Below are 22,394 nucleotides of genomic sequence, written 5' to 3'. Positions count from 1 at the left end.
TCCTAGATGTAAGCGCGCACGGTGTGCGTGTTGGCGGGTGCGTCGGCCTTGCGCTGCCAGCTGATCGCGATGGTCACGTTGGCCGCCCCGCCGCCGGTGCCCGGCACCACCGTGACCGCGACCCGGGCGCCCGGGATGCTTTTCCGCGTCGCGGCGTACCAGGGTGCCAGGCGCGCGCCCGGCGTGCCGCCGGTCGCCAGCGTGTAGTCGGACAGGCTGTCCGGGTCGGTCGTCATCACGCCGATCAGGCGTTCGGCGGCGATGGTTGCCTCGGCGCGCATGCCCGCGTCCGACAGCGCCGAGTAGGCGCGCGCCTGCAGGCCGATCGTGCCAAGCAGGCCGATGGCGAGCAGCACGGCCGCAAGCAGCGCTTCGAGCAGGGCGACGCCGCCCTGGCGGCGCATTGGTCTGGACATCAGCGGTCTGGACATCATGGCGGACACCTTTGTGGGTCGCTGGCGGCGACCAGCGGTTTGCAGCGGATGACGTTGCCGGCCAGCGTCAGCACGACGGCGGTGACGGGCGCTGCGCTGGCCTGTGTGCCGGCGGGCGTCAGGTCGATGCGCTCGATGCGTGGGGCGATGGCCGGATCAACCCAGCCGAGCGGCGTGAAATACACGGCGCGCGCGTCGTCCGGGCCGATCGTTTGCGCCAGTTCGGCGGCTGGCGGCAGCGTCCCGGCGCTGCGCCGCAGCGACTTGAAGCCTTTCGCACCCAGCGGGTCGCGCGTGGCGGCGGCGGCCGTCGTCGACCAGTTGGTGCTGATCTCGTTGCAGGGTTCGTCCGAGCGGGGGAAGCAGACATCGATCTGCCAGTCGAACTGGCCGTTGCCCGTGTTCTCGATGAGCACCAGGCGGCTGGCGCCGTTCTGGGTCAGCGCCTGGTTGCGCGCCATGGCGAAGCCTTCGGCATAAAACTGACCGGCGGCGGCCACCTTGCCGGCATAGATCCAGCTACTCATGCGCGGCATGCCGATCGACAGCACGATGCCGAGAATCGACAGTGCGATCAGGGCCTCGAGCAGCGTGAAGCCGCGCGTGGCGCATTTGGAGCATGTGCGCATGGCCGCCTGCCTCATTCGCTACACTTCCCGCCCTTGTCGCGCACCCAGCAGCTGGTACTGGTCGCCCAGCCGCTCGGCACGCCGGTGGTGGCGCGCCGCCCGTTCTGGTCGATCGTGAAGACAAAGCCGAGGGCGCCGTTCTTGCCGGTGGCGCTGATGGTGTAGGCGGTATCGGTGGCGCTGTCGAGCTTGAAGCTGAAGTTGTCGGTCGTGGCCGGCAAGGCCGTGAAACCGGTGTAGGCATTCGTGTTCGACCAGTGCTGCTCGAGCGCCGGCTGCACGCCCGCCAGGCCCGAATACGCATCGGTCAGGCGCGTGCGCAGCACGTAGCTGCCATAGGTCGGCACGGCGATCGCCGACAGAATGCCGATGATCGCGACCGTGATCATGAGTTCGATGAGCGTGAAGCCAGCCTGAGGTTTCATGTCGGTTCCCGAGGGTTGGAGGCGCCGCCTCGAGGAAGCGTCACGCCGGAAAGAAAAGTTGCCTTGGGAGAATAATACCGCAGGAAGCTTGCATTACCCTGAGGAAATGCTGACAGCAAGCTGACAGACGTGACGTGACGCGGCGCGACGTGCGCGCGGCGTCTGCGACCGGCCAGGCCGCGCCTCAGATGTCCGGCACGATGCGAATCACCGGCGCCCGGCGCGGCGCCTTGTCGCGCAGCGGGTCGGGCGAGGCCGCCGCGACCAGCGACAGCGCGCGCAACTGGCCCACCAGCAGCGCCATTTTGCGCTCCCGTTCAGCCATAGACCCTGAGCACCCGGTCGCGCACGCCCGGCGCACGCACCAGCATGTTGTTTTGCCAGTGGCGCGCCGCGTTCGGGATGCCGAGCGCGAAGCCCGCGAGCCGCGCCACGCCCGGCTGCTCGTCGAGGCGCAGGAAGGAGTCTCCCCTGCCCTCGTCGTTGCGGTCGGGCAGCAACCAGCGGTTCTCCTTGACCTCCGGCCTCCCGTCGATCGGATGATGCTTGCGTTCCGCTTCGAGCTTGACGCCGAAGGTCGGCCACAAGGGCAGCGGCGCGTCGAACAGGTGGATGGGGAAATTCGAACAGATGCCGCCGTCGGAAAACCAGCAACGCTCGAAGCTGCGCTTCGCGAATACCTGCTGTTCGTAGTCGACCGCGTACAGCGGAATGGCGCTGAGCAGGAAGGGAAAGCTCAGGCTCAGCCGGGCGGCGAACACGACCGGCAAATCCTTCGCCGGCGGCAGCACCAGCATGCCTTCGGGCAGCACGTGCGGCTGCGCCTCGTGGCGCTCGGCGTCGTAATCGGCCGCCTTGTCGACCATATGCCGGATCACGTTCGGCGGAAACCATGCCTCGAGCTCCTTCGGCCGGAAGAACAGGGCCTGGTCCCTGTCTTCGTTCGGGAAGCGATAAGGCCGGCCGTGCGTGACATTGGTCGTCATCACCTGGAACTCGACGTAGCGCCAGGACATCGTCCCCGCGGCCTGCAGCCTCCATTGATGACTATCGCGCAGGCGAATTCAGGCGTCAATCGAATCCTGAACAGCGCGCTTCAGGGGAAATTGACCGTGAACACGGCCCCGCCGCCCGGCGCGTCGGACAGCCTCAGTTCGGCGCCATGCAGGCTGGCGATGTCGCGCACGATGGCGAGGCCCAGGCCGCTGCCATGCGTTCCTTCGTCGAGGCGCACGAAGCGTTCGAACACCTGTTCGCGCAGATGGGCCGGGATGCCCGGGCCGTTATCCTCGACGCGCAGCGTGCTCGCCGCGTGCGCGCCCGCGTCCGTCGCTGCGCCGCAGCCGACCGTGACGCGGCCGCCGCGCGGCGTATAGCGCAGGGCATTGTCGACCAGGTTGTCGACCAGGTCGCGCAGCAGGAAGCGGTCGCCGTGCACGGGGGCGGGCGCCAGTTCGAAGCCGAGGTCGATGTCGCGGCGCGCCGCCTGTTCGACAAAGGCCTGGATGCTGTCGGCAACCAGGTCCGACAGGTCGAGCGGCGCCAGGCGCGCGCGCGCAAAACGGTTCGGCTCGGCGCGCTCGAGCGAGAGCAGCTGGCTGGTTTGCCGGATCATGCGTTCGTTCGCCTGCAGCATCAGGTCGACCGAGCGCCGCGTGTCGGGGTCGCCCGCATGGCGCGCCGCCAGCCATTCGAGCTGCAGGCGCAGCCCGGCCAGGGGCGTGCGCAGCTGGTGCGCGACGTTCGCGCGAAATTCGTCCTGGGCGCGGGCGCCCGCATCGATCCGCCCCAGCAAGGCATTGAAGGCGCCGACCACCGGCACCAGCTCGCGCGGCATGTGGGCGTCGTCCAGCGGCGCGAGGTCGGCGCTGCCGCGCGCGTCGAGGCGGGCGCGCAAACGGGCCAGCGGGGACAGGCCATTGCCGACCGAGAACCAGACCAGGCCGACCAGCGCCAGGCTGAACAGCACCTCGAGCAGCACCAGCGAGCGGACGATGGCCGCCCTCACCTGCTGGCGCGCGCGCGTGGTGCGCGCCAGGCTGACGCGCAATCCGCCGCCCCCTGCGACCTCGGCCACGGCGACCCGCACCGGTTCGCCGTCCAGCCGGGCGTCGAGCAGGCCCGGCCGCTGCGGAACGGGGAGGCGCGGGGCGCCGGCCAGCAGCCGCCCGCTGCCATCGTGCAAGGCGGCCCAGCTCGATTCGCCGGCGCCATCGTCGGCCTGGGCCAATACCGGCGCGAGCGCGTCGCCGGCACCTACGCGCGCAGCCAGCGTGGCGGCGTCATGGCGCAGGCTTTCGTCGAACGCGAACTGGGCCGGCGTCCAGGCCAGCAGGTAGGTGAGCGCGGCCGCGCCCAGGTTGACAACCAGGATCGGGCCGACCAGCCATTTCAGCAGCCGCCCGCGGATACTGCTCATGCCCCGGAGGCGGGGGGAGCAGCTTCGAGCAGGTAGCCGAAACCGCGGATGGTGCGCAGTGCGAGGCCGGCGCCGTCCAGCTTCAGGCGCAAGCGCGAGACATAGACTTCGACCGCGTTCAGGGTCAGGTCGTCGCCCCAGGGCGCGATGGTGTCGATGATCTGCTGTTTCGAGACAACCCGTCCCACTTGCTGCAACAGGTATTCGAGCACGGCCCACTCGCGCGCCGACAGTTCCAGGGCTTTGTCGCCGATGCGCGCGCGGCGCGCCCCGGAGTCGAACACCAGGTTGCCGAGGGAGATGACACCGGTCTTGGGCGCGTTACGCCGGGCCAGGGCGCGGATGCGCGCCACCAGTTCCGCCGTGGCGAAGGGTTTTACGAGATAGTCGTCGGCCCCGAGTTCGAGGCCGCGCACCCGGTCCTCGATGGCGTCGCGCGCGGTCAACAGGAGCACCGGTGTCGTGTCGCCGCGCGCGCGCAGGCGGCGCACGACGTCGAAGCCGTCGATGCCGGGCAGGCCGATATCGAGGACGGCCACTTGCGGGGGATTGCGCTGCAACTGGGCGTCGGCCTGCAGGCCATCGACGGCCAGTTCGACCAGCATGCCATGGCCCTGCAGGGTGCGGGTCAGGCCGTCTGCGAGGACGGCGTCGTCTTCGACGAGTAGGACATGCATGCGCTGGAGGAAGAAAAAATGGTTGCGGACGCGGCCATTATGGAGCAAATCGTCGTGTCGCCAGGAAAAAAGGGCTGGCGCCGGCCATATTTGGCCTGATTTCGGGCATCTTTCCCAGTAGGACTGGGCTGACAAGACAGCATGCGACCTGCCTACACCCGTGCAACCCCTAATCTTATGTTCGCCAACAGACGGAAGCCTTATCGTAGCCACATCGCGATTGAGACTATGTCAACTAAGTGTCAACAAGTCTCGAGGAAGTCGCACTTCATGCAGCAAGTCAGATAAGAGGACAGAAAATGAACAACGCTCAACTCGGTGGTGTCACGCAAAAAGCACAATCGGTCAATCAGCTTCTTTCGACCAAAGAGGATATCAAAGCGGCGTCCCGTCCAGTTGTCAGTTTCAGCGGCACCCAGCAAAACGAACTGCTGGCAGCCCTTCCCCGCCAAGACCTGGAAACCCTGTTCGAGCACCTGGAACTCGTTCCTATGCCATTCGGCAAAGAACTGTTCGAGTATGGCAGCAAATTGGAATACGTGTATTTCCCTACGACCTCAATCGTGTCGCTGCTGTATGTGATGGAAGACGGCGCCACCACCGAGATCGCCGTCGTCGGCCACGAAGGTGTGGTCGGTGTGTCGCTCTTCATGGGCGAGCGCGCCATGTGCAGCGCCGTCGTGCAGAGCGCCGGCTACGGTTACCGCCTCAAAACCCAGTTCCTGCGTGACGCCTTCATGGCCGGCGGCGCCCTGCCCCAGCTGCTGATGCGCTACACCAACGCCCTGTTCGCCCAGATGGCCCAGAACGCCGTGGGCGGGCGCCACAGCTCGATCGAGCAGAAGCTCTGCCGCTGGCTGCTCGACCGCCTGGACCGTTCGCCAGGCAACGAGCTGAAAGTGACCCAGGAACTCATTTCGATCATGCTCGGCGTGCGCCGCGAAAGCATCACGGCAGCGGCCGGCAAGCTGCAGGATGAAGGCCTGATCCAGTACCGCCGCGGCAACATCACGGTCCTCGACCGCACCGGCCTGGAAGAGTATGCGGGCGAATGCTACAAGGTAGCCAAGACGGAATACGACCGCCTGCTGATGGATGTGGCGCGTTGATGGAATGTGAATGAGAAAACGGCGTCTGCCGTTCAGTTAAGAAGGCCGCTTCGATTCACATCGGAGCGGCCTTTGTTCTTGAGGTCGACGCGCGGGCATGCCCGCGCGTTATGTTGGAGCCGCCTCCCCCACGACGCTAGGCATCCGTCCAGCGAGTGTCAAGCAGCAAATCTTCCCAAGTTGTCGCTCCCGACCGCCGGCAGCTCCGGCGCATGCCCCGGCGGCGTCTCCGCGACGGCGCCGTCCTCCGGCGCCAACGCCGGAATCCGCGCACGCACGCAGGTCCCGACCCCGTTCACCCCGCGCTCAACGTCGAGCTTCCCGCCCAGCAGCAAGGCGCGCTCGCGCATGCCCAGCAAACCGTGCGATTTCGAACCAACCAATGCATCGGGCGCGATGCCGATGCCGTCGTCCGTCACCTCGAGCGCGAGCGCATCGTCTTCGCGTGCCAGGTGCACGATCACGCTGCGCGCCTGCGCATACTTGGCGATGTTGTTGAGCGACTCCTGCACGATGCGGAACAGCGCGATCGCATGCATCGGCCCGACGCTGTCGACCTCGCCATCAACCAGCACATCGCAATCGAGGCTCGTCACCCGCGCATAGTCGGCGCAATAACTCTGCAGGGCCGCGGCAAGGCCGAGGTTGTCGAGCAGGCTCGGGCGCAGGTCTTCGACGATGCGCCGCTTGAGTTGCACCGTATCGACCAGGGTCGCGCGCGCGCGCGCCAGCATGGCGGCCAAATCCGGCCGGCTGGTGCGCAATTGCTCGCCCACACTGGCGAGATCCATCCCGATCGCTGTCAGGTTCGCGCCCATTTCGTCGTGCAGCTCGCGCGCCAGGCGCGATTTTTCCTCTTCCGACACGTGGATCAGGTGGCGCGACAGCACCGACAACTGCTCGGTACGGCGCGCAACGGTGGTTTCGAGCTGGTCGTTGGCCAGTTGCAAGGCATGTTCGGCCCGCGCGCGCGCCGTAAAACTGCGCTGCACCAACTGGTAGAACAGCAGCAGCACCGCGATCGCGGCGGCATTGATGCCCAGGCCGAGAATGACGGCATGCCGGTATTGGTCGTAGAAGGCGGCGCTGCGCGCGTTCAGCAATTCGTTCTGTTCGCTCAGCATGATCACGACCTGCAGGCGGATTTCGTCGCTGTCGCCTTCGCCTGGCGCGCCGGTGATGGTCAGGATTTCCTTCAGGCCGCCGTCGCGGTAGATGGTGACGGCCTCGTTCATCATGCGCAACTGGTGCTCGACGAGGGTACGCAACTGGGCCAGGTTCTTTTGCTGCGACGGATTGTCGGCGAGCAGCGCGCTGAGTTTTCGAAGTTGCGTGTCGATCCGGGCCGGCGCGGCTTGCACGGTGCCCAGGTAACTGGGCGAACCCGACAGGAAATAGCCGCGCATATTGCTCTCGGCATCGGTGACGAGCAGGTTCAGGTGCTGCAACTCGTCGGTGACCTTGGTCGTCTGGTCTTGCAGGGAATTAGCGGCCTTCAGCCCGTCCAGGTTGCGCAGCAGGAAGATGCCGTTGACGAGCAGGATCATCACGCAGGCGAAGCACAGCAGGGTCTTGTACAGGGGAAGCGAACCCGCGCGTTTCGGGAGGGGATCGGTGGAGAAGTACATCTGCTGAGTTCCTTTCGCGCAACTTGCCGGACGGCCTGATTATAGTCGTTGTCCGACTTTAATGCAGCGCAGCAATCTTGTTGAGTAAAGGGATGAGACAGAATGCACTCGCGGGCCGCCCTTCGCCGCCGCACCGGATGCCGGTTCGGCGAGGGCGAACGCTGCACCTTGACGCTCATGCGACCCTGGAGGCCGCAGTGCCGGGCCGGAGCCCGGCAAAGGCGAGCGCCGGGCGGCGCTCGCGACCCGCTCAATCGAGCAGGTTGTTTTTCATCGCGTAATAGGTCAGGTCGCTGTTCGACTGCAAGCCCATCTTTTCCATGATGCGCGTACGGTAGGTGGACACGGTCTTGATCGACAGCGACAGCGCATTGCCGATATCGGAAACGGTCGCGCCCTTCGCGAGGCGCAGGAACACCTGGAATTCGCGGTCCGACAGCTCGGTATGCAGTGCCGTGTTCGGATCGCGGTCGAAGCTTTGCGCCAGCAATTCGCCAACGGTCGAGCTCACATAGCGGCGGCCCTGGAACACGGTACGCACGGCGGTCTTGAGCTCGTCGGCATCGCATTCCTTGTTCAGGTAGCCGTTGGCGCCCATCTTGAACAGGTTCAGCGCATACTGCTGCGCCGGATAGCCGGAGAGAATCAACACCGGCAGGTTCGGCTGGCCCTGGCGGATGGTACGCAGGATGTCGATCCCGCTCTGGTCGGGCATGGCGATGTCGAGCAGCAGCACGTCGCAAATCTCGCGACGGGCAATGTCCAGCGCCTCGCGGCCGGTGGCGCCTTCAGCGACGACTTCGAAATCGCCGGACGAGGAGAAAATCTGTTTGAAACCTGCTCGAACTATCTGGTGGTCGTCACAAATGGCAACGCGTATCATTGTCTTCCCTTAAATTTTCCTGGAACAGGAAAGTGCCGGGGAATCTTACCCGGCTGTCATGCGTTGGTGGGCCGCATGTAACATTTTAGCACTCCGGCGCCCTACTACAACAGCGCACGACTGCCGTGTTAAGCGAACATTAATTCGAGAGCCCCGATCCACCCCGCAGAGCGTGTGAAAAAATCGCCATGGCTGCGTTGCATCGTCTCGCCGTACCCACGTACTGTCTCGACGATGTCGCCTTGCCCTGACAATTTTTTCACACGCTCCTCAGCGTGGACTCGGCGATTCCCTGTGGCACTTTCATGCAGCCGGCATGCCCGCCCTCGCGGCTCGATGGCATCGCTGCCGCGACGGTCCAATTGTCAGTCTTGTCTGAATCAAGCAGGCCGTACGCCCTGCTTGAGCAGGGCGACGATGTCGAGCAGTTCCGCGCGCAGCCTGGCCGTGTCGACGCCGGGCGCCTCCTCGACCTGCACTTCCTCGATGCCGCCGGCCAGGTTGCTGGCGCGGCTGTCGAGCTTGTTGCGCGCACCGCTGATCGTGAAACCTTGTTCGTAGAGCAGTTCGCGGATGCGCCGGATCAGCAGCACTTCGTGGTGCTGGTAATACCGGCGGTTACCACGGCGTTTGACCGGCTTCAGCTGAGTAAATTCCTGCTCCCAGTAGCGCAGCACGTGCGGCTTGACGCCGCACAATTCGCTGACTTCGCCGATCGTGAAGTAGCGCTTCGCCGGGATCGGCGGCAGCGCGGTCAGTTCAGTCTTGTTCGGGCGATCGTTCATGGCTCACTTATTAAACGCAGTTCGCAAACACAGCTGGCGGGACGCACTCAGGCGGCACGCGCCAGCGATGCCGGGCTGGTTTCTTCAACCATGCCCTTCAGTTTCTGGCTGGCGTGGAAAGTCACAACGCGGCGCGCCGTAATCGGAATCTCTTCCCCGGTTTTTGGATTGCGGCCCGGCCGCTGCGGCTTGTCGCGCAACTGGAAGTTGCCGAAACCGGACAGCTTGACGGCCTCGCCACGCTCGAGCGCGTTGCGGATCTCGTCGAAGAAGGTCTCGACCATGTCCTTGGCTTCGCGCTTGTTCAGGCCGACCTGCTCGAAGAGCAGCTCGGCCAGCTCGGCCTTGGTGAGGGTCGGCAGGTCCTTTTCCGCTTCTTTCCGTACCCGCGCTACCTGCATCGCACGATGCAGGTCGGCCGCCAGGGCCTCCTGGAATACGGCCGAATCAACGTCGTTGTTATTAATTTTGAAGCCCTGCCTTCGATGTGGACATGTTTTGGACGCGTTGCAAACTTAGCCGCGCAGTTTTGCGCTGTGTTTTTCTCTTGCGGCCTCAGCCACGGTAGCCATCACGGCCTCCACGACATCGTCCTGCAAGGTCGATTGAGTATCTTGCAAGCTAAAGCGGAAAGCAAGCGATTTTTCGTCCGCGTCCAGCCCCTTGCCGCGGTATTCATCAAACAAAACAACGGCTTGCACGATCTTGCCGTTCGCGTGGGCAGCCAGCGCCGACGTGAAGGCATCGATCACGGACTGGGCCGCAACGTCCTGTTTGACGACCAGCGCGAGGTCGCGCGTGGCGCCCGGGAACTTGGAAATCTCGGTGTAAGCCGGGACGACGCGCGCCGAGAGGGCGGCCGCATCGACTTCGAACAGCACCGGCGCCTGCGGCAGGTCGTACTTCTGCAGCCAGCGCGGATGCAGTTCGCCGATGAAGCCGACCACGCGGCCATCGAGCTCGACATTGGCGCAGCGGCCCGGATGCAGCGCCGGGTGCTCAGCCTTGACGAAGCGTACCATACGCGGCGAAAACAGCGCTTCCAGGTCGGCCTTGACGTCGAAGTAGTCGACGGCGCGGGTCGCGGCGCCCCACTGTTCGTCGATGGCCGGGCCGTAGGCCATGGCGGCCACGCGCTTCGGCTGGTCGAAACCGGCCACGGTCAAAGGGCCATCCGTCGTGACGTCGTTGCGCTTGAACACGGCACCAACTTCGAACACGCGCACCCTGCCCGCCTTGCGGTTCAGGTTGTAGCGCACGTTGGCCAGCAGGCCGCCGATCAGGGTCGAGCGCATCACGCTCATCTGGCTGGCGATCGGGTTCTGCAGCTTGATCGGGGTGTCGTTGGCCGCGAAATCCTGCTCCCAGACGCTTTCCACGAAGCTCATGTTGACGACTTCCTGGTAGCCAAGATCCGCTAACTGATGCCGCACGGCGAACAGCGAACGGCTGTTTTCCGGCTCGATCAGCATCGCGCTCGGCGCCACCGGCGGGTTGGCGGGAATGTTCTCGAAGCCATACACGCGCGCGACTTCCTCGATCAGGTCTTCCTCGATCTCGATATCGAAACGGTAGGACGGTGCCGTCACCGCAAACTTGCCCGCCTCATGCGTGAACGGCAGGTGCAGGCGCGTGAAGATGTCGGCGACCATCTCGTCGGTAATCGGCACGCCGATCACTTTTTGTGCGCGCGCCGTGCGCAGAACGACCGGCTGACGCTGCGGCAGGTTCGCGACCTGGTCGTCGACAGGGCCGACTTTCGTCTCGGGCGTGCCGCAGATCCCGAGGATCAGCGCCGTGATGCGCTCGATGTGTTCCACGGTCGTCGCGTAGTCGACGCCGCGCTCGAAGCGGTGCGCCGCATCGGTGGAGAAATTGTATTTGCGGGCACGGCCCTGGATCGCGTTCGGCCACCAGAAGGCTGCTTCCAGGTAGATATCGGTCGTGTCGAGCGTGACGGCGGTCGAGTCGCCGCCCATGATGCCGGCCAGCGATTCGATTTCCTTCTCGTCGGCGATGACGCCGACCCACTCGTCGACCTCGACGGTGTTGCCGTTCAGGAGCTTGAGCTGTTCACCTTTCCTGCCCCAGCGCACGTCCAGGCTGCCGTGGATCTTGTTCATGTCGAACACGTGGGACGGACGGCCGACTTCCAGCATGACATAGTTCGAGATGTCGACCAGGGCCGAGACCGAACGCTGGCCCGAGCGCTCGAGGCGCTGCTTCATCCAGTCGGGCGTCGCGGCTTTCGCGTTCAGGCCGCGGATGACGCGGCCGGTGAAGCGGCCGCACAGGTCCGGCGCGGAAATGGTTGCCGGCAGGACTTCGTCCATCGTCACGGGAACCGGCACCGTCGTCGGCAGGTGCAGCGGCGTGCCGGTGAGCGCGGACACTTCGCGCGCCACGCCCAGCACCGACAGGCAGTCCGCCTTGTTTGGCGTGAGCTTGATGGTGAACTTCAGGTCGTCCAGGCCGAGGTAGTCGCGGATGCTCGCGCCGACCGGCGCATCCGCCGGGAGTTCCATCAGGCCGCTGCTCTCTTCCGAGATTTTCAGCTCTTTCGCCGAGCACATCATGCCCTGCGACTCGACGCCGCGCAGCTTGCCTACCTTGATCTCGAAAGGCTTGCCGTCGGCGCCGGGCGGCAGCACGGCGCCGGCCTTGGCGCAGATCGCCTTCATGCCGGCGCGCACGTTCGGCGCGCCGCAGACGATGTTCAGCAGCTCGCCGCTGCCGACGTTCACCTGGCAGACGTTGAGGCGGTCCGCGTTCGGGTGCTTGGCCACCTCGACCACTTCGGCCACGACCACGTTCGAGAACGGCGGGGCGACCGGCTCGACCTCTTCGACTTCGAGGCCGGACATCGTCAGCAAATGGGACAGCTCATCCGAAGTCATCTTCGGATCGACCATGGAACGGAGCCAGTTTTCGGAGAATTGCATAATCTTTGCCTTGTAACTGCGCTTGTAAGCGCTCGACGTACTGCTTAGCTATTTATTATTTGCCGTACTGAATCGGCGACCGGATTAATTAAACTGCTTCAGGAATCGCAAGTCGCCTTCATAGAACAGGCGCAGGTCATTGATTCCGTAACGCAGCATCGTCAGGCGCTCGAGGCCGGAGCCGAACGCAAAGCCGATGAATTTTTCCGGATCCAGGCCGAAATTGCGCACCACGGTCGGATGCACCTGGCCGGCGCCCGACACCTCGAGCCAGCGGCCCTTCAGCGGTCCCGAACCGAAAGCGATATCGATTTCGGCTGACGGTTCCGTGAACGGGAAGTAGGAAGGACGGAAACGCACCTGCAGGTCGTCGGTCTCGAAGAAGGCCTTGACGAAGTTCAGGTAGACACCCTTCAAGTCGGCGAAGGAAATGTCCTCGCCGATCCACAGGCCTTCGACCTGGTGGAACATCGGCGAGTGGGTGGCGTCGCTGTCGACGCGGTAGGTGCGGCCCGGCGCGATCACCTTGATCGGCGGCGTGTGCGTGCGCGCGTAGCGCACCTGCATCGGGCTGGTGTGGGTGCGCAGCAGCAGCGGCTTGCCGGTGGTGTCATTGCCTTCGATATAGAAGGTGTCCTGCATCGAACGCGCCGGGTGGTTTTCCGGGCTGTTCAGGGCAGTGAAATTGGTCCAGTCGTTTTCGATTTCCGGGCCGTCGGCCACGTCGAAACCGATCGAGCGGAAGATCTGCTCGACACGCTCCCAGGTACGCATCACCGGGTGGATGCCGCCCATGGCGCGGCCGCGGCCGGGCAGCGTGACGTCGATCGACTCCGCATTCAGGCGAGCTTCGAGCTGGGCATTCGCCAGTGCGTCGCGGCGGCCGGTCAGTGCCTGTTCGATTTTTTCTTTTGCGGCATTGATCAGGGCGCCCTGCGCCTTGCGCTGTTCAGGGTCGAGCTTGCCGAGGCCCTTCATCAGTTCGGTTACCTGGCCGGTCTTGCCGAGGTATTTTGCTTTTGCGTTTTCCAGCGCGGCCGCATCCGGGGCGGCGCCAAAGTCAGCCTGGGCCGAGACGACGAGTTCTTCGAGCGAGTTCATGCTTGTTCTTTTCCTGTATTGAGTGGCAGGAGCCACAGGTCATCTGCAATTGTAGCGTGAACGCAACGCTTTGTTCAATTCACACCGCAAACTTACAGGACCCATAATCAAAAACGGGGCACAGGTAAAAAACCGTGCCCCGCTCTTTTTGCGCTACGTTGCCGTAGCGCTATTTGCTAGCAAACTGCTATCAGGCAGCCAGCTTGGCCTGGACGGCAGCGACGATCGCGGCGAAGGCCGGCTTGTCGTGCACGGCCATGTCGGCCAGAACCTTACGGTCCAGTTCAATCGCGGCTTTTTTCAGGCCGTTCATGAACGCGCTGTAGGTCATGCCGTGCGAACGCGAAGCCGCGTTGATACGGGTGATCCACAGTGCGCGGAAGACGCGCTTCTTGTTGCGGCGGTCGCGGTATGCGTACTGGCCAGCGCGCATGACTGCTTGCTTGGCAACACGGTATACTTTTGAGCGACGGCCACGGTAGCCTTTTGCAAGCTCAAGAACCTTCTTATGACGGGCACGCGCAGTAACCCCACGTTTAACTCTAGGCATATTAGCTCCTTAGTGTGAGATTAAGCAGATGGCATCATGCGGTAGACGCTGGTCACGTCCGACGCATTGATGTTACGGGTGCCGCGCAGCTGACGCTTGTTCTTGGTGGTCTTCTTGGTCAGGATGTGACGCTTGAACGCCATACCCGATTTCACAGTACCGCCCGGACGCACGCGAAAACGTTTCTTCGCGCTGCTTTTGGTTTTCATTTTTGGCATAGTCATCTGTCCTTTTCACGGACAGCCTCATATCTAACAGGATTGCAGGTGGCAACTTGCTGTCGCGCTTAGATGCCTGCTTTCACTTGTTTTGCAGCGGATGCGAGTCCGCTACAACCTGCTTCTAAAAACAGGAACCGCAGATTCTAACACAGGTTGTGTCGGGTAGGGTGGGCACTTGTGCCCACGCGGTGATACGTAGCAGCGAGATCATCGCACGGGAAATCGGGGCCCATTCCGATCACTGGGTAAACGGAAGACCCGGCACCCCACGAAGCACAAACGACACAGGGCCGGGACCGGCGCTGCAGCTGACTGCAACACCGGTCCCGGCCCTGGAATTATTCGCTTGAAGAATTACTTGTTCTTCTTCGGCGCGATAATCATGATCATCTGGCGACCTTCCATCTTCGGGAACTGCTCGACCTGGCCATACGGCTCCAGGTCACCCTTCAGACGTTCGAGCATGCGGAAGCCGATATCCTGGTGCGCCATCTCGCGACCGCGGAAGCGCAGCGTGATCTTGGTCTTGTCGCCCTCGCCCAGGAACTTGATGAGGTTACGCAGCTTGATGCTGTAGTCGCCTTCATCGGTGCCCGGGCGGAATTTGACTTCCTTGACCTGGATGATCTTCTGCTTCAGCTTGGCTTCGTGGGCCTTCTTCTGTTCCGAGTACTTGAACTTGCCGTAATCCATGAGGCGGCAGACCGGCGGGACCGCGTTCGGCGCGATCTCGACCAGGTCGACGTTCTTTTCTTCGGCCAGACGGAACGCGTCAGCCAGGCTCACAATGCCTAGCGGCTCGTTGTCCACCCCGGACAAACGCATTTCGGGGTGATTGATCTCGCCATTGATGCGATGAGCAGACTTGTCAGTAGCTATGTTGTTTCCTTTTAATGTCTGAATAACCGGCCGGCTTACCTGGCTTTCGAATTGACTTCGCCAGTCAGGCGCTCGATCAGGGCATCGATGGACATGGTGCCCAGGTCGACATTGCCCCGTGCGCGCACGGCCACGGTGTTTGCTTCACGTTCCTTGTCGCCAACAACTAAGATGTATGGCAGTTTTTGGACGGAATGTTCGCGTATTTTATAGGTAATCTTCTCGTTCCGCAAATCAGCGTGAACGCGCAGGCCCGCCTTCTTCAGGCGCTCTTGCACCTCTTTCACATAGCTTGCCTGTGCGTCAGAAATGTTGAGCACAGCCACTTGCACAGGCGCGAGCCAAAGCGGCAGCGCGCCCGCGTAGTTCTCGATCAGGATGCCGATGAAGCGCTCCATCGAGCCGACGATCGCGCGGTGCAGCATGACCGGCACCTTGCGGGTATTGTCTTCCGCAACGTACTCGGCGCCGAGGCGGCCCGGCATCGAGAAGTCGACCTGCATCGTACCGACCTGCCATGGACGGCCGAGGCTATCCTTCAGGTGGTACTCGATCTTCGGGCCGTAGAAGGCGCCCTCGCCCGGCAATTCGGTCCACTCCACGCCGCAGGCGCGCAGCGCCGAACGCAAGGCTTCTTCCGCCTCGTCCCAGACTTCGTCGGTACCGATGCGGCTCTCCGGACGCAGCGCGAGCTTGACGTCGATATTGGTGAAACCGAAGTCGTCATACACTTCCATCGCCTGGGCGTGGAAGGCGGTGACTTCCGCCTCGATCTGCTCTTCGGTACAGAACACGTGGCCGTCGTCCTGGGTGAAGCCGCGCACGCGCATGATGCCGTGCAGCGCGCCCGAGGACTCGTTGCGGTGGCACTGGCCGAACTCGCCGTAGCGCAGCGGCAGGTCGCGGTAGCTCTTCATGCCCGAGTTATAGATCTGCACGTGGCCCGGGCAGTTCATCGGCTTCAGGGCGTAGGAACGGTTCTCCGACTCGGTCGTGAACATGTTTTCGCGATAGTTGTCCCAGTGACCGGTCTTCTGCCACAGGGTGACGTCGAGGATCTGCGGCGCCTTGACTTCGTCGTAGCCGTTGACCTGGTATTTGTGACGCATATATTGCTCAACCTGCTGCCAGATGGTCCAGCCTTTCGGATGCCAGAAGATCAGGCCTGGTGCTTCTTCCTGGAAGTGAAACAGGTCCAGCGCCTTGCCGAGTTTGCGGTGGTCACGCTTTTCCGCTTCTTCCAGCATGTGCAGGTATTGCTCCTGGTCTTCCTTCCTGGCCCAGGCGGTGCCATACACGCGCTGCAGCATCTCGTTGTTCGAGTCGCCGCGCCAGTAGGCGCCGGCCAACTTCATCAGCTTGAAGACTTTCAGCTTGCCGGTCGACGGCACGTGCGGGCCGCGGCACAGGTCGGTGAAATTGCCTTCGGCGTACAGCGAGACGTCCTCGCCTGCCGGAATCGACGAGATGATCTCGGCCTTGTAGTCTTCGCCGATCGATTTGAAATAGGCGACAGCTTCGTCGCGCGGCAGCACGCGGCGGGTCACCGGCTCGTCGCGCTTGGCGATCTCCGCCATTTTCTTTTCGATCTTGGCCAGGTCTTCCGGGGTGAACGGGCGCTTGTACGAGAAGTCGTAATAGAAACCGTTTTCGATGACCGGGCCGATCGTGACCTGGGCTTCCGGGAACAGCTCCTTCACCGCGTAGGCCAGCAGGTGGGCGGTCGAGTGGCGGATGACGTCCAGGCCTTCGGGGTCCTTGTCCGTCACGATCGCCAGGTCGGCGTCCTGTTCGATCAGGAAGGAAGTGTCGACCACTTTGCCGTCGACCTTGCCGGCGAGTGCCGCCCTGCCAAGGCTCGGGGCGATGGAGGTCGCCACCTGGGCGACCGTCACGGGGCCGTCGAATTGACGGCTGGAGCCATCGGGAAGTCGCACGTTAAGCATAGTGATCTCCATTTGGCGCGCCGCGCCGAGTATGTTGAAAAATTCGTTAAAAAATTTGAAACTTGAAATCTCTGGACGAAAAAAAACGCGGGCTAGCCGCGTTATTTCAAGTGTGTCGAGTCAAAAGAACACCCTACCGCGTCTAGCGATTCCCCCACAACTTCGTTGTAGTTCGCGGTGTCATAACCGTGGATGCCTTTCTAGCTCTTACAAGTATTCTGGTGGGCGGTGCAGAATTCGAATCTGCGACCCCTTGGATGTCGACCAAGTATTCTAACCAGCTGAACTAACCGCCCAATGACGTGCATTATAGGGGGTGCGTCGGCGTCGCGCAAGGGTTGTTCGGATTTATGCCAACGCGACCGGGAGACGCGGGGATTGCCGGCGTCGGGAACGCATCTGTTGGTGGGGCTGTTGCCTGCCCTGCCGCGGGGGCCTCCGAACCGCGTGGGCATGCCCACCCTACGGTGCGCTACCGGCTGTAGCAAGTTCATGGAACCGTTGTGTAACGTATGGGGTCATTGTGGCCAATGGCCACAATGACGGGTTCACCGGGCATGCCCACGCGGATCGCGAACACCGATAACATCACAGGCAACAGCCCCACGTCCGCCCGCACACGATGTTCGCGGCCATGCCGACGCTCAATCCACCGTGATCTTCTGCTCCTCGATCACCTTGGCCCACATCGAAATCTCCTTCCTGATGCGCTCGGCCGTCTGCTCCGGCGTGGTCGAGATCGCAAACGCGCCCTGCTTCAGCAGCTCCTCCTTCACGTCCGGCTGCTGCAGGATCTTCACCAACTCCGCGTTCAGGCGGTCGATGATCGGCTTCGGTGTGTGGGCAGGCGCCAGCACCCCGAACATCGAGCTGACCGAGAAACCGTCCAGGCCCTGTTCGTCCGCGGTCGGCACGTCCGGCAGCATCGGGATGCGCTGCGGCGTGGTGACGGCGAGCGCGCGCAGCTTGCCGGCCTTGACGAAGGCCTGGGCGGCGGGCACGGTTTCGACCATGGTCAGCACGTGGCCGCCGACCAGGTCGTTCATGGCCGGACCGCTGCCCTTGTACGGCACGTGCACCATCTTGACCCCGGCAAGACGCTGGAACAGCTCCGCCCCCATGCGCTGCGGCGCACCCGGACCCGAGGACGCATAGGTCAGTTCGCCCGGCTTCGATTTGGCGTAGGCGATCAATTCCTTGATGTTCTTCACCGGGACCGAAGGATGGACCACGAACACCAGCGGCACGGAACCGGCCATCGTGATCGGTGCGAAATCCTTCTCGAGGTTGTAGTTGATCGTCTTGCGCTCGAGCGTCTGGATGATCGAGTGCGAAGTCACCGCCGCCATCAGCAGCGTGTAGCCGTCGGGCGCGGACTTGGCGACGCTGGCGGCGCCGATATTGCCGCCGGCGCCGCCGCGGTTATCGACAAAGACCTGCTGCCCGAGCGCCTCGGTCAGCTTCTGCGCGAGGACGCGGCCGATGATGTCGGTGGCGCCGCCGGGCGGATACGGCACGACCAGCTTGACCGGCTTGTCGGGATAGGCGGCGTGCGCAAGGCCGGGCAGCCCGGCCAGCGCGAACGTCAGGCCGGCAGCCATCGCGATGCACGTGCGGCGGCGGCCGATCGAAGATTTTGTCATGAAGTCTCCTGGTGATGATGAATGCCCGGTTACCCGGGCGGGGGCACGAATCTTCCCGTTCGTTTTTTATTCAGGGCCGCGGCGCCGTTCGCACCTCAGTCCCCGCGCGGAGTGCGGTCCCGGGTCCCGGAGGCGCGCAGGAAATCGAAGTCGGCGCCCTGGTCGGCCTGGGTGACGGACTTCAGGAACAGCTTCTTGTAGCCGCGCCCGGCGCTCGGCGGCGTGACCGGATTGGCCTGGCGGCGTTCGTCGAGCTCCGCCTCCGGCACCAGCAGGCTGATCTCGCGATTCCTGACGCTCAGGCGGATGCGGTCGCCGTTTTTCACATACGCCAGCGGCCCGCCGATTGCCGACTCCGGCGTCACGTGCAGGACGATGGTGCCGGCGGCGGTGCCGCTCATGCGGCCGTCGGAAATGCGGACCATGTCCTTCACGCCGGCGCGCGCCAGTTTTTTCGGAATCGGCAGATAGCCCGCTTCCGGCATGCTGGCGCCCAGCGGGCCAATGTGCTTCAGGACCAGCACGTCGTCGGCATTCACGTCGAGCGCCTCGTCGTCGATGCGTGCGGCCAGGTCCTCGATGTTCTCGAACACCACGGCACGTCCCTCGTGCTCCATCAATTGCGGGTCGGCGGCCGACTGCTTGATGATCGCGCCGCCCGGCGCCAGGTTGCCGCGCAGGACGGCGATCCCGCCCTGCGGATAGATCGGCTGCGCGAACGGGCGCACCACGTTCTGCGGGAAGCCGCGGCCCGCCGCTTCCAGTTCCTCGCCGAGCGTCCTGCCGGTGACGGTCAGCGCATCGAGGTGCAGCAGCGGCTTCAATTCGCGCAGCAAGGCATGCACGCCGCCGGCCTTGTGCAGGTCTTCCATGTAGTACTGGCCGGACGGCTTCAGGTCGATCAGCACCGGCGTCTCGCGGCCCATGGCGTCGAGTCGTTCGAGGTCGATGTCGATCCCGAGGCGGCCCGCCATCGCGGTCAGGTGGATGATGCCGTTGGTGGAGCCGCCAATCGCCAGCAGGACCCGCAGCGCGTTCTCGAAGGCCTTGCCGGTCATGATCTGATCCGGCTTGAGCCCTGCCTTCGCCAGCGCCACCGCCGTGGCGCCCGTCTGCTCGGCCACGCGGATGCGGTCGGCCGTCACCGCCGGCGGCGTTGCGCCGCCCGGCACCATCATGCCCAGCGCTTCGGTCACGCACGCCATGGTGCTGGCGGTTCCCATCACAGAACAGGTGCCGACGCTGGCCACCAGCTGGTTGTTGACGTCGGCGATTTCCTCGTCGTTGATTTCGTCGGCCCGGTACTTGCCCCAGTAGCGGCGGCAGTCGGTGCAGGCGCCCACCCGCTCGCCCCGGTGCGAACCGGTCAGCATGGAGCCGGTCACCAGCTGGATGGCGGGGATGCCGGCCGAAGCGGCGCCCATCAGCTGCGCCGGCACGGTCTTGTCGCAGCCGCCGATCAGCACCACCGCATCCATCGGCTGGGCGCGGATCATTTCCTCGGTGTCCATCGACATCAGGTTACGCAGGTACATGGAGGTCGGCGATGCGAAACTCTCGTGGATCGAAATCGTCGGGAAGTCCATCGGCAGGCCACCGGCCAGCATGATGCCCCGCTTGACCGCCTCGATCAGCTGCGGCATGTTGCCGTGGCAGGGGTTGTAGGCGCTGCCGGTATTGGCGATGCCGATCACCGGGCGGTCCAGCGCATTGTCCGTATAGCCCGCGCCCTTGATGAAGGCCTTGCGCAGGAAAAGCGAGAAGCCGTTGTCGCCATAGCTGGTCAGGCCCTTGCGCAGGCCGGTCGCCGTTTGTTCGTCTTTCTTGTCTGAGTCTGCCATGTGTCCTCGATATGCTGAACGCGTTGATCATCTGTGGATGACCAGAGTATTAAATGTCTAAAAAACAAAACAAAGGTGCTGCAGCCATCTTCAAACGATAAAACTATTTGGTTTACGCAGGCTGCACGGGCGTCAGCACCGTCCCGTCGCCGAAGAACCGGCGCAGGTTGTCCAGCGTCAGGCGCGCCATCGCCGCACGGGTTTCATGGGTAGCGCTGCCGATGTGCGGGCTCAGGACGACGTTCTCGAGCGCGAAGAAACGTTCGTCGATGGCCGGCTCGTTCTCGAACACGTCGAGCGCGGCGCCGGCGATGCGGCGCCCTTCCAGCGCAGCGAGCAGCGCGGTTTCGTCCACCACTGATCCGCGCGCCACGTTGACCAGGTACCCCTCGGGCCCGAGCGCGTCCAGCACGGCGGCGTCGACCAGCCGCCGGGTCCCCTCCCCGCCGGGCGCAATGACGACCAGCACGTCGGACGCGCGCGCAAGCGCCAGCAGGTCGGGCTGCCAGGGCCAGTGCAGGTGCTGGTCGGTGCGCCCGTGGTAGGCGATCGACACGCCGAAGGGTTCCAGCCTGCGCGCGATGTCCTTGCCGATCCGTCCCAGGCCGACGATGCCGACCCGCTTGCCGGCCAGCGTTGTCGCAAGCGGAAAGACGCCCTCCTTCCACGCGCCGCTGCGCACGTGCCGGTCGGCCTGGGGCAGGCGCCGCAGCAGCGACAACAGCAGGCCGATGCACAGTTCGGCCACCGCATCGTTGAGGACGTCCGGCGTGTTGGAGACCAGCACGCCATGGTCGCGCGCGGCGGCCAGGTCGATCAGGTCGTAGCCCACGCCCATCGACGCGATCACGCCCAGGCGCGGCAGGCGCTCGATGACGCTGCGCGGCACGGCGTAGTTACCGCGCGTGACGATGCCGCGCACGCGTTCGCGCAGGGCGGGATCCATCTCGATCTGCTCGATCGTGTGGCAACGGAATTCGCTGTCGATCAGGGTTTGGGCGGATACCGGAAAGGTCCCGATCTGCAGCAAGTCGTGCATGAGGTGCTGGTTCGCGAGCGCCGCCATTTACAGTCCCGGCATCGAGAAGTCGAGCGCCTCCAGTGCCGCCAGCAAATCGCTGCGCTGGTGTGCCTCGAGCTTCACCAGCGGCGGGCGCACGGTGGCGTAGCCCGCGTCGTCCGCCCAGTGGGCAACGGCGGCCTTCAGGGCTGGAATCATCGGGAACCTGGCAAAGGCGCCGCGCACCGCATCCAGCGCTTTCTGCTGCTCGTCCGCATCCGCGGCCTGCCAGGTCTCGAACAACCGAACGATGGCCCCCGGATTGACATTGCCGGTGGCGGTGATGCAGCCGGCGCCGCCGGCGCGCAGGGTGGCAAGCAGGAAGCTCTCGCTGCCGGCAAATACGCTGAACCCTTGTGGCCCGAAGCGTTCCAGCATGCCGCGGGTGTTATCCCAGTCGCCCGAGCTGTCCTTGATGCCGGCGATCGTGCCCGGGTAGGCTTCCAGCAGGCGCTCGATCAGGTCGAAGCCGAGCGGCACGTTCGAGACTTGCGGGATGTGGTACAGGTAGATGCGCAGGCGCTCGTCGCCCACGCGCTGAATCACTTCGCTATAGCTGGCAAACAGGCCATCGTCCGAGACACCCTTGTAGTAAAACGGCGGCAGCATCAATACCCCGCCGGCGCCGTGACGGACGGCCGCCCGGGTGAGTTCGACCGTATCGCTCAGGGCGCAGCAACCGGTCCCCGGCATCATGCGCGCGCCCGGGATGCCGGCATCGACCAGGGCCTCGAGCAGCCCGATTTTTTCCGGCGTCGACAGCGAATTGGCTTCCGAGTTGGTGCCGAAGACCGCCAGGCCGAGGCCCTGGTCGAGTACCCACTGGCAGTGGCGCACCATGCGTTTCGCGTCGGGCGACAGGTCTGCCGAGAAGGGAGTGATCACGGGCGAAAAAACGCCGCGCAGGCCGGTGGAAGTAGTCATCGTTGCTCCGTTTATTGAATGCCCTCATGCGAGCGCGTGGGCTGGTCGGACGATTATTGACTGGTTATTTCTATTAAAAAACAGCGTGATGCTGTTTTTTAAAGATAAAACTTTTATGGTTTCGGACCGGGAGAACGATGCGCAGAGCCGTAGGGTGGGCGGATTGGCGCAACGGGAAGTCCGACGTCCGGGTCGAGCCGCCCACCCTACGAGAACCAAAAATAATTTGCGTTTGAAGATGGAGAAAGAAGATTGTTTTCACCTTTCAGTAATGGAAAGATGAAGCGCATTGTCGTAC

The 22,394-nt window shown here is 63.8% G+C and carries 23 protein-coding genes and 1 tRNA gene; 2 read left to right on the top strand and 22 right to left on the bottom strand.

The window, feature by feature from the left end; all coding sequences use genetic code 11:
* Positions 1 to 2: 2 nt before the first annotated feature.
* From AC1MEM_RS14050 to AC1MEM_RS14020, 7 genes are all read right to left on the bottom strand, one after another.
* Positions 3 to 434, bottom strand: a complete 432-nt coding sequence (locus tag AC1MEM_RS14050) for a hypothetical protein (protein ID WP_499471363.1) — start codon at positions 432 to 434, stop codon at positions 3 to 5.
* Entirely contained in the window at positions 431 to 1,063 is a 633-nt protein-coding gene (locus AC1MEM_RS14045) for a pilus assembly FimT family protein (RefSeq protein ID WP_499471361.1), read from the bottom strand. Before AC1MEM_RS14045 ends, AC1MEM_RS14050 begins: the two co-directional genes overlap by 4 nt.
* An 11-nt stretch (positions 1,064 to 1,074) precedes the next feature.
* The gene (locus AC1MEM_RS14040; RefSeq protein ID WP_499471359.1) at positions 1,075 to 1,488 is read right to left on the bottom strand and encodes a type IV pilin protein; all 414 of its coding nucleotides are present in this window, start codon (positions 1,486 to 1,488) and stop codon (positions 1,075 to 1,077) included.
* A 184-nt stretch (positions 1,489 to 1,672) separates the two neighbouring features.
* On the bottom strand, positions 1,673 to 1,813 hold the full coding sequence (locus AC1MEM_RS14035; protein ID WP_499471357.1) for a hypothetical protein: 141 nt from the start codon (positions 1,811 to 1,813) through the stop codon (positions 1,673 to 1,675).
* Entirely contained in the window at positions 1,806 to 2,504 is a 699-nt protein-coding gene (locus AC1MEM_RS14030; RefSeq protein WP_499471356.1) for a hypothetical protein, read from the bottom strand. Before AC1MEM_RS14030 ends, AC1MEM_RS14035 begins: the two co-directional genes overlap by 8 nt.
* 80 nt (positions 2,505 to 2,584) lie before the next feature.
* Entirely contained in the window at positions 2,585 to 3,907 is a 1,323-nt protein-coding gene (locus AC1MEM_RS14025; RefSeq protein ID WP_499471354.1) for a sensor histidine kinase, read from the bottom strand.
* Positions 3,904 to 4,584, bottom strand: a complete 681-nt coding sequence (locus AC1MEM_RS14020; protein WP_499471352.1) for a response regulator transcription factor — start codon at positions 4,582 to 4,584, stop codon at positions 3,904 to 3,906. Before AC1MEM_RS14020 ends, AC1MEM_RS14025 begins: the two co-directional genes overlap by 4 nt.
* A gap of 299 nt (positions 4,585 to 4,883) precedes the next feature.
* On the opposite strand from AC1MEM_RS14020, the gene AC1MEM_RS14015 reads away from it, so the two are divergent.
* On the top strand, positions 4,884 to 5,693 hold the full coding sequence (locus tag AC1MEM_RS14015; RefSeq protein ID WP_499471350.1) for a Crp/Fnr family transcriptional regulator: 810 nt from the start codon (positions 4,884 to 4,886) through the stop codon (positions 5,691 to 5,693).
* A gap of 158 nt (positions 5,694 to 5,851) precedes the next feature.
* Here AC1MEM_RS14015 and AC1MEM_RS14010 read toward each other — a convergent pair whose 3' ends face one another.
* From AC1MEM_RS14010 to AC1MEM_RS13940, 15 genes are all read right to left on the bottom strand, one after another.
* Positions 5,852 to 7,321 carry a CHASE3 domain-containing protein gene (locus AC1MEM_RS14010; RefSeq protein ID WP_499471348.1) on the bottom strand — a complete coding sequence of 490 codons (1,470 nt, stop codon included), beginning with the start codon at positions 7,319 to 7,321 and terminating at the stop codon, positions 5,852 to 5,854.
* 250 nt (positions 7,322 to 7,571) lie between these two features.
* On the bottom strand, positions 7,572 to 8,204 hold the full coding sequence (locus tag AC1MEM_RS14005) for a response regulator (protein WP_056334485.1): 633 nt from the start codon (positions 8,202 to 8,204) through the stop codon (positions 7,572 to 7,574).
* A 380-nt stretch (positions 8,205 to 8,584) separates the two neighbouring features.
* Complete coding sequence (locus tag AC1MEM_RS14000) at positions 8,585 to 8,989, bottom strand: MerR family transcriptional regulator (protein WP_499471346.1); 405 nt, start codon at positions 8,987 to 8,989, stop codon at positions 8,585 to 8,587.
* 47 nt (positions 8,990 to 9,036) lie between these two features.
* Positions 9,037 to 9,390: an integration host factor subunit alpha gene (locus AC1MEM_RS13995; protein ID WP_290424311.1), complete on the bottom strand. Its 354-nt coding sequence runs from the start codon at positions 9,388 to 9,390 to the stop codon at positions 9,037 to 9,039.
* Between the two features lie 114 nt (positions 9,391 to 9,504).
* Positions 9,505 to 11,931, bottom strand: a complete 2,427-nt coding sequence (pheT, locus tag AC1MEM_RS13990) for a phenylalanine--tRNA ligase subunit beta (protein ID WP_499471344.1) — start codon at positions 11,929 to 11,931, stop codon at positions 9,505 to 9,507.
* Between the two features lie 84 nt (positions 11,932 to 12,015).
* The gene (gene pheS, locus AC1MEM_RS13985; RefSeq protein ID WP_499471342.1) at positions 12,016 to 13,032 is read right to left on the bottom strand and encodes a phenylalanine--tRNA ligase subunit alpha; all 1,017 of its coding nucleotides are present in this window, start codon (positions 13,030 to 13,032) and stop codon (positions 12,016 to 12,018) included.
* A gap of 190 nt (positions 13,033 to 13,222) precedes the next feature.
* Entirely contained in the window at positions 13,223 to 13,582 is a 360-nt protein-coding gene (rplT, locus tag AC1MEM_RS13980) for a 50S ribosomal protein L20 (protein WP_499471340.1), read from the bottom strand.
* Positions 13,583 to 13,602: 20 nt separating this feature from the next.
* Entirely contained in the window at positions 13,603 to 13,800 is a 198-nt protein-coding gene (gene rpmI, locus AC1MEM_RS13975; protein WP_026354218.1) for a 50S ribosomal protein L35, read from the bottom strand.
* 357 nt (positions 13,801 to 14,157) lie between these two features.
* A complete protein-coding gene (gene infC, locus AC1MEM_RS13970) occupies positions 14,158 to 14,628 on the bottom strand; it encodes a translation initiation factor IF-3 (RefSeq protein WP_499471339.1) in 471 nt (156 codons plus the stop codon).
* Between the two features lie 89 nt (positions 14,629 to 14,717).
* Positions 14,718 to 16,628, bottom strand: a complete 1,911-nt coding sequence (thrS, locus tag AC1MEM_RS13965; protein ID WP_499471337.1) for a threonine--tRNA ligase — start codon at positions 16,626 to 16,628, stop codon at positions 14,718 to 14,720.
* 219 nt (positions 16,629 to 16,847) lie between these two features.
* A tRNA-Val gene (locus AC1MEM_RS13960) sits at positions 16,848 to 16,924 on the bottom strand.
* Positions 16,925 to 17,272: 348 nt separating this feature from the next.
* Entirely contained in the window at positions 17,273 to 18,271 is a 999-nt protein-coding gene (locus AC1MEM_RS13955; RefSeq protein ID WP_499471335.1) for a Bug family tripartite tricarboxylate transporter substrate binding protein, read from the bottom strand.
* Between the two features lie 95 nt (positions 18,272 to 18,366).
* A complete protein-coding gene (locus AC1MEM_RS13950) occupies positions 18,367 to 20,112 on the bottom strand; it encodes an IlvD/Edd family dehydratase (protein WP_499471333.1) in 1,746 nt (581 codons plus the stop codon).
* A 112-nt stretch (positions 20,113 to 20,224) separates the two neighbouring features.
* The gene (locus AC1MEM_RS13945; protein ID WP_499471330.1) at positions 20,225 to 21,178 is read right to left on the bottom strand and encodes a 2-hydroxyacid dehydrogenase; all 954 of its coding nucleotides are present in this window, start codon (positions 21,176 to 21,178) and stop codon (positions 20,225 to 20,227) included.
* Positions 21,179 to 22,096, bottom strand: coding sequence for a dihydrodipicolinate synthase family protein (locus AC1MEM_RS13940; protein WP_499471329.1), 918 nt, complete (start codon positions 22,094 to 22,096; stop codon positions 21,179 to 21,181).
* On the opposite strand from AC1MEM_RS13940, the gene AC1MEM_RS13935 reads away from it, so the two are divergent.
* Positions 22,083 to 22,379, top strand: a complete 297-nt coding sequence (locus tag AC1MEM_RS13935; protein ID WP_499471327.1) for a hypothetical protein — start codon at positions 22,083 to 22,085, stop codon at positions 22,377 to 22,379. The genes AC1MEM_RS13940 and AC1MEM_RS13935 overlap by 14 nt on opposite strands.
* Positions 22,380 to 22,394 lie beyond the last annotated feature (15 nt).

Source organism: Telluria sp. AIW5, from assembly GCF_056680575.1.
The sequence above is the reverse complement of the archived record's forward strand: the minus strand, read 5'-3'. Positions and strand labels throughout refer to the sequence as shown.

Coding starts and splice junctions, on each gene's coding strand:
- infC (WP_499471339.1), bottom strand. CDS start 14,628: ATGCGTTTGTCCGGGGTGGACAACGAGCCGCTAGGCATTGTGAGCCTG.
- AC1MEM_RS14040 (WP_499471359.1), bottom strand. CDS start 1,488: ATGAAACCTCAGGCTGGCTTCACGCTCATCGAACTCATGATCACGGTC.
- thrS (WP_499471337.1), bottom strand. CDS start 16,628: ATGCTTAACGTGCGACTTCCCGATGGCTCCAGCCGTCAATTCGACGGC.
- AC1MEM_RS14015 (WP_499471350.1), top strand. CDS start 4,884: ATGAACAACGCTCAACTCGGTGGTGTCACGCAAAAAGCACAATCGGTC.
- AC1MEM_RS14035 (WP_499471357.1), bottom strand. CDS start 1,813: ATGGCTGAACGGGAGCGCAAAATGGCGCTGCTGGTGGGCCAGTTGCGC.
- AC1MEM_RS13945 (WP_499471330.1), bottom strand. CDS start 21,178: ATGGCGGCGCTCGCGAACCAGCACCTCATGCACGACTTGCTGCAGATC.
- pheT (WP_499471344.1), bottom strand. CDS start 11,931: ATGCAATTCTCCGAAAACTGGCTCCGTTCCATGGTCGATCCGAAGATG.
- AC1MEM_RS14020 (WP_499471352.1), bottom strand. CDS start 4,584: ATGCATGTCCTACTCGTCGAAGACGACGCCGTCCTCGCAGACGGCCTG.
- AC1MEM_RS13940 (WP_499471329.1), bottom strand. CDS start 22,096: ATGACTACTTCCACCGGCCTGCGCGGCGTTTTTTCGCCCGTGATCACT.
- AC1MEM_RS14000 (WP_499471346.1), bottom strand. CDS start 8,989: ATGAACGATCGCCCGAACAAGACTGAACTGACCGCGCTGCCGCCGATC.
- pheS (WP_499471342.1), bottom strand. CDS start 13,032: ATGAACTCGCTCGAAGAACTCGTCGTCTCGGCCCAGGCTGACTTTGGC.
- AC1MEM_RS13995 (WP_290424311.1), bottom strand. CDS start 9,390: ATGCAGGTAGCGCGGGTACGGAAAGAAGCGGAAAAGGACCTGCCGACC.
- AC1MEM_RS14045 (WP_499471361.1), bottom strand. CDS start 1,063: ATGCGCACATGCTCCAAATGCGCCACGCGCGGCTTCACGCTGCTCGAG.
- AC1MEM_RS14050 (WP_499471363.1), bottom strand. CDS start 434: ATGATGTCCAGACCGCTGATGTCCAGACCAATGCGCCGCCAGGGCGGC.
- AC1MEM_RS13955 (WP_499471335.1), bottom strand. CDS start 18,271: ATGACAAAATCTTCGATCGGCCGCCGCCGCACGTGCATCGCGATGGCT.
- AC1MEM_RS14030 (WP_499471356.1), bottom strand. CDS start 2,504: ATGTCCTGGCGCTACGTCGAGTTCCAGGTGATGACGACCAATGTCACG.
- AC1MEM_RS14005 (WP_056334485.1), bottom strand. CDS start 8,204: ATGATACGCGTTGCCATTTGTGACGACCACCAGATAGTTCGAGCAGGT.
- AC1MEM_RS14010 (WP_499471348.1), bottom strand. CDS start 7,321: ATGTACTTCTCCACCGATCCCCTCCCGAAACGCGCGGGTTCGCTTCCC.
- rpmI (WP_026354218.1), bottom strand. CDS start 13,800: ATGCCAAAAATGAAAACCAAAAGCAGCGCGAAGAAACGTTTTCGCGTG.
- AC1MEM_RS14025 (WP_499471354.1), bottom strand. CDS start 3,907: ATGAGCAGTATCCGCGGGCGGCTGCTGAAATGGCTGGTCGGCCCGATC.
- rplT (WP_499471340.1), bottom strand. CDS start 13,582: ATGCCTAGAGTTAAACGTGGGGTTACTGCGCGTGCCCGTCATAAGAAG.
- AC1MEM_RS13950 (WP_499471333.1), bottom strand. CDS start 20,112: ATGGCAGACTCAGACAAGAAAGACGAACAAACGGCGACCGGCCTGCGC.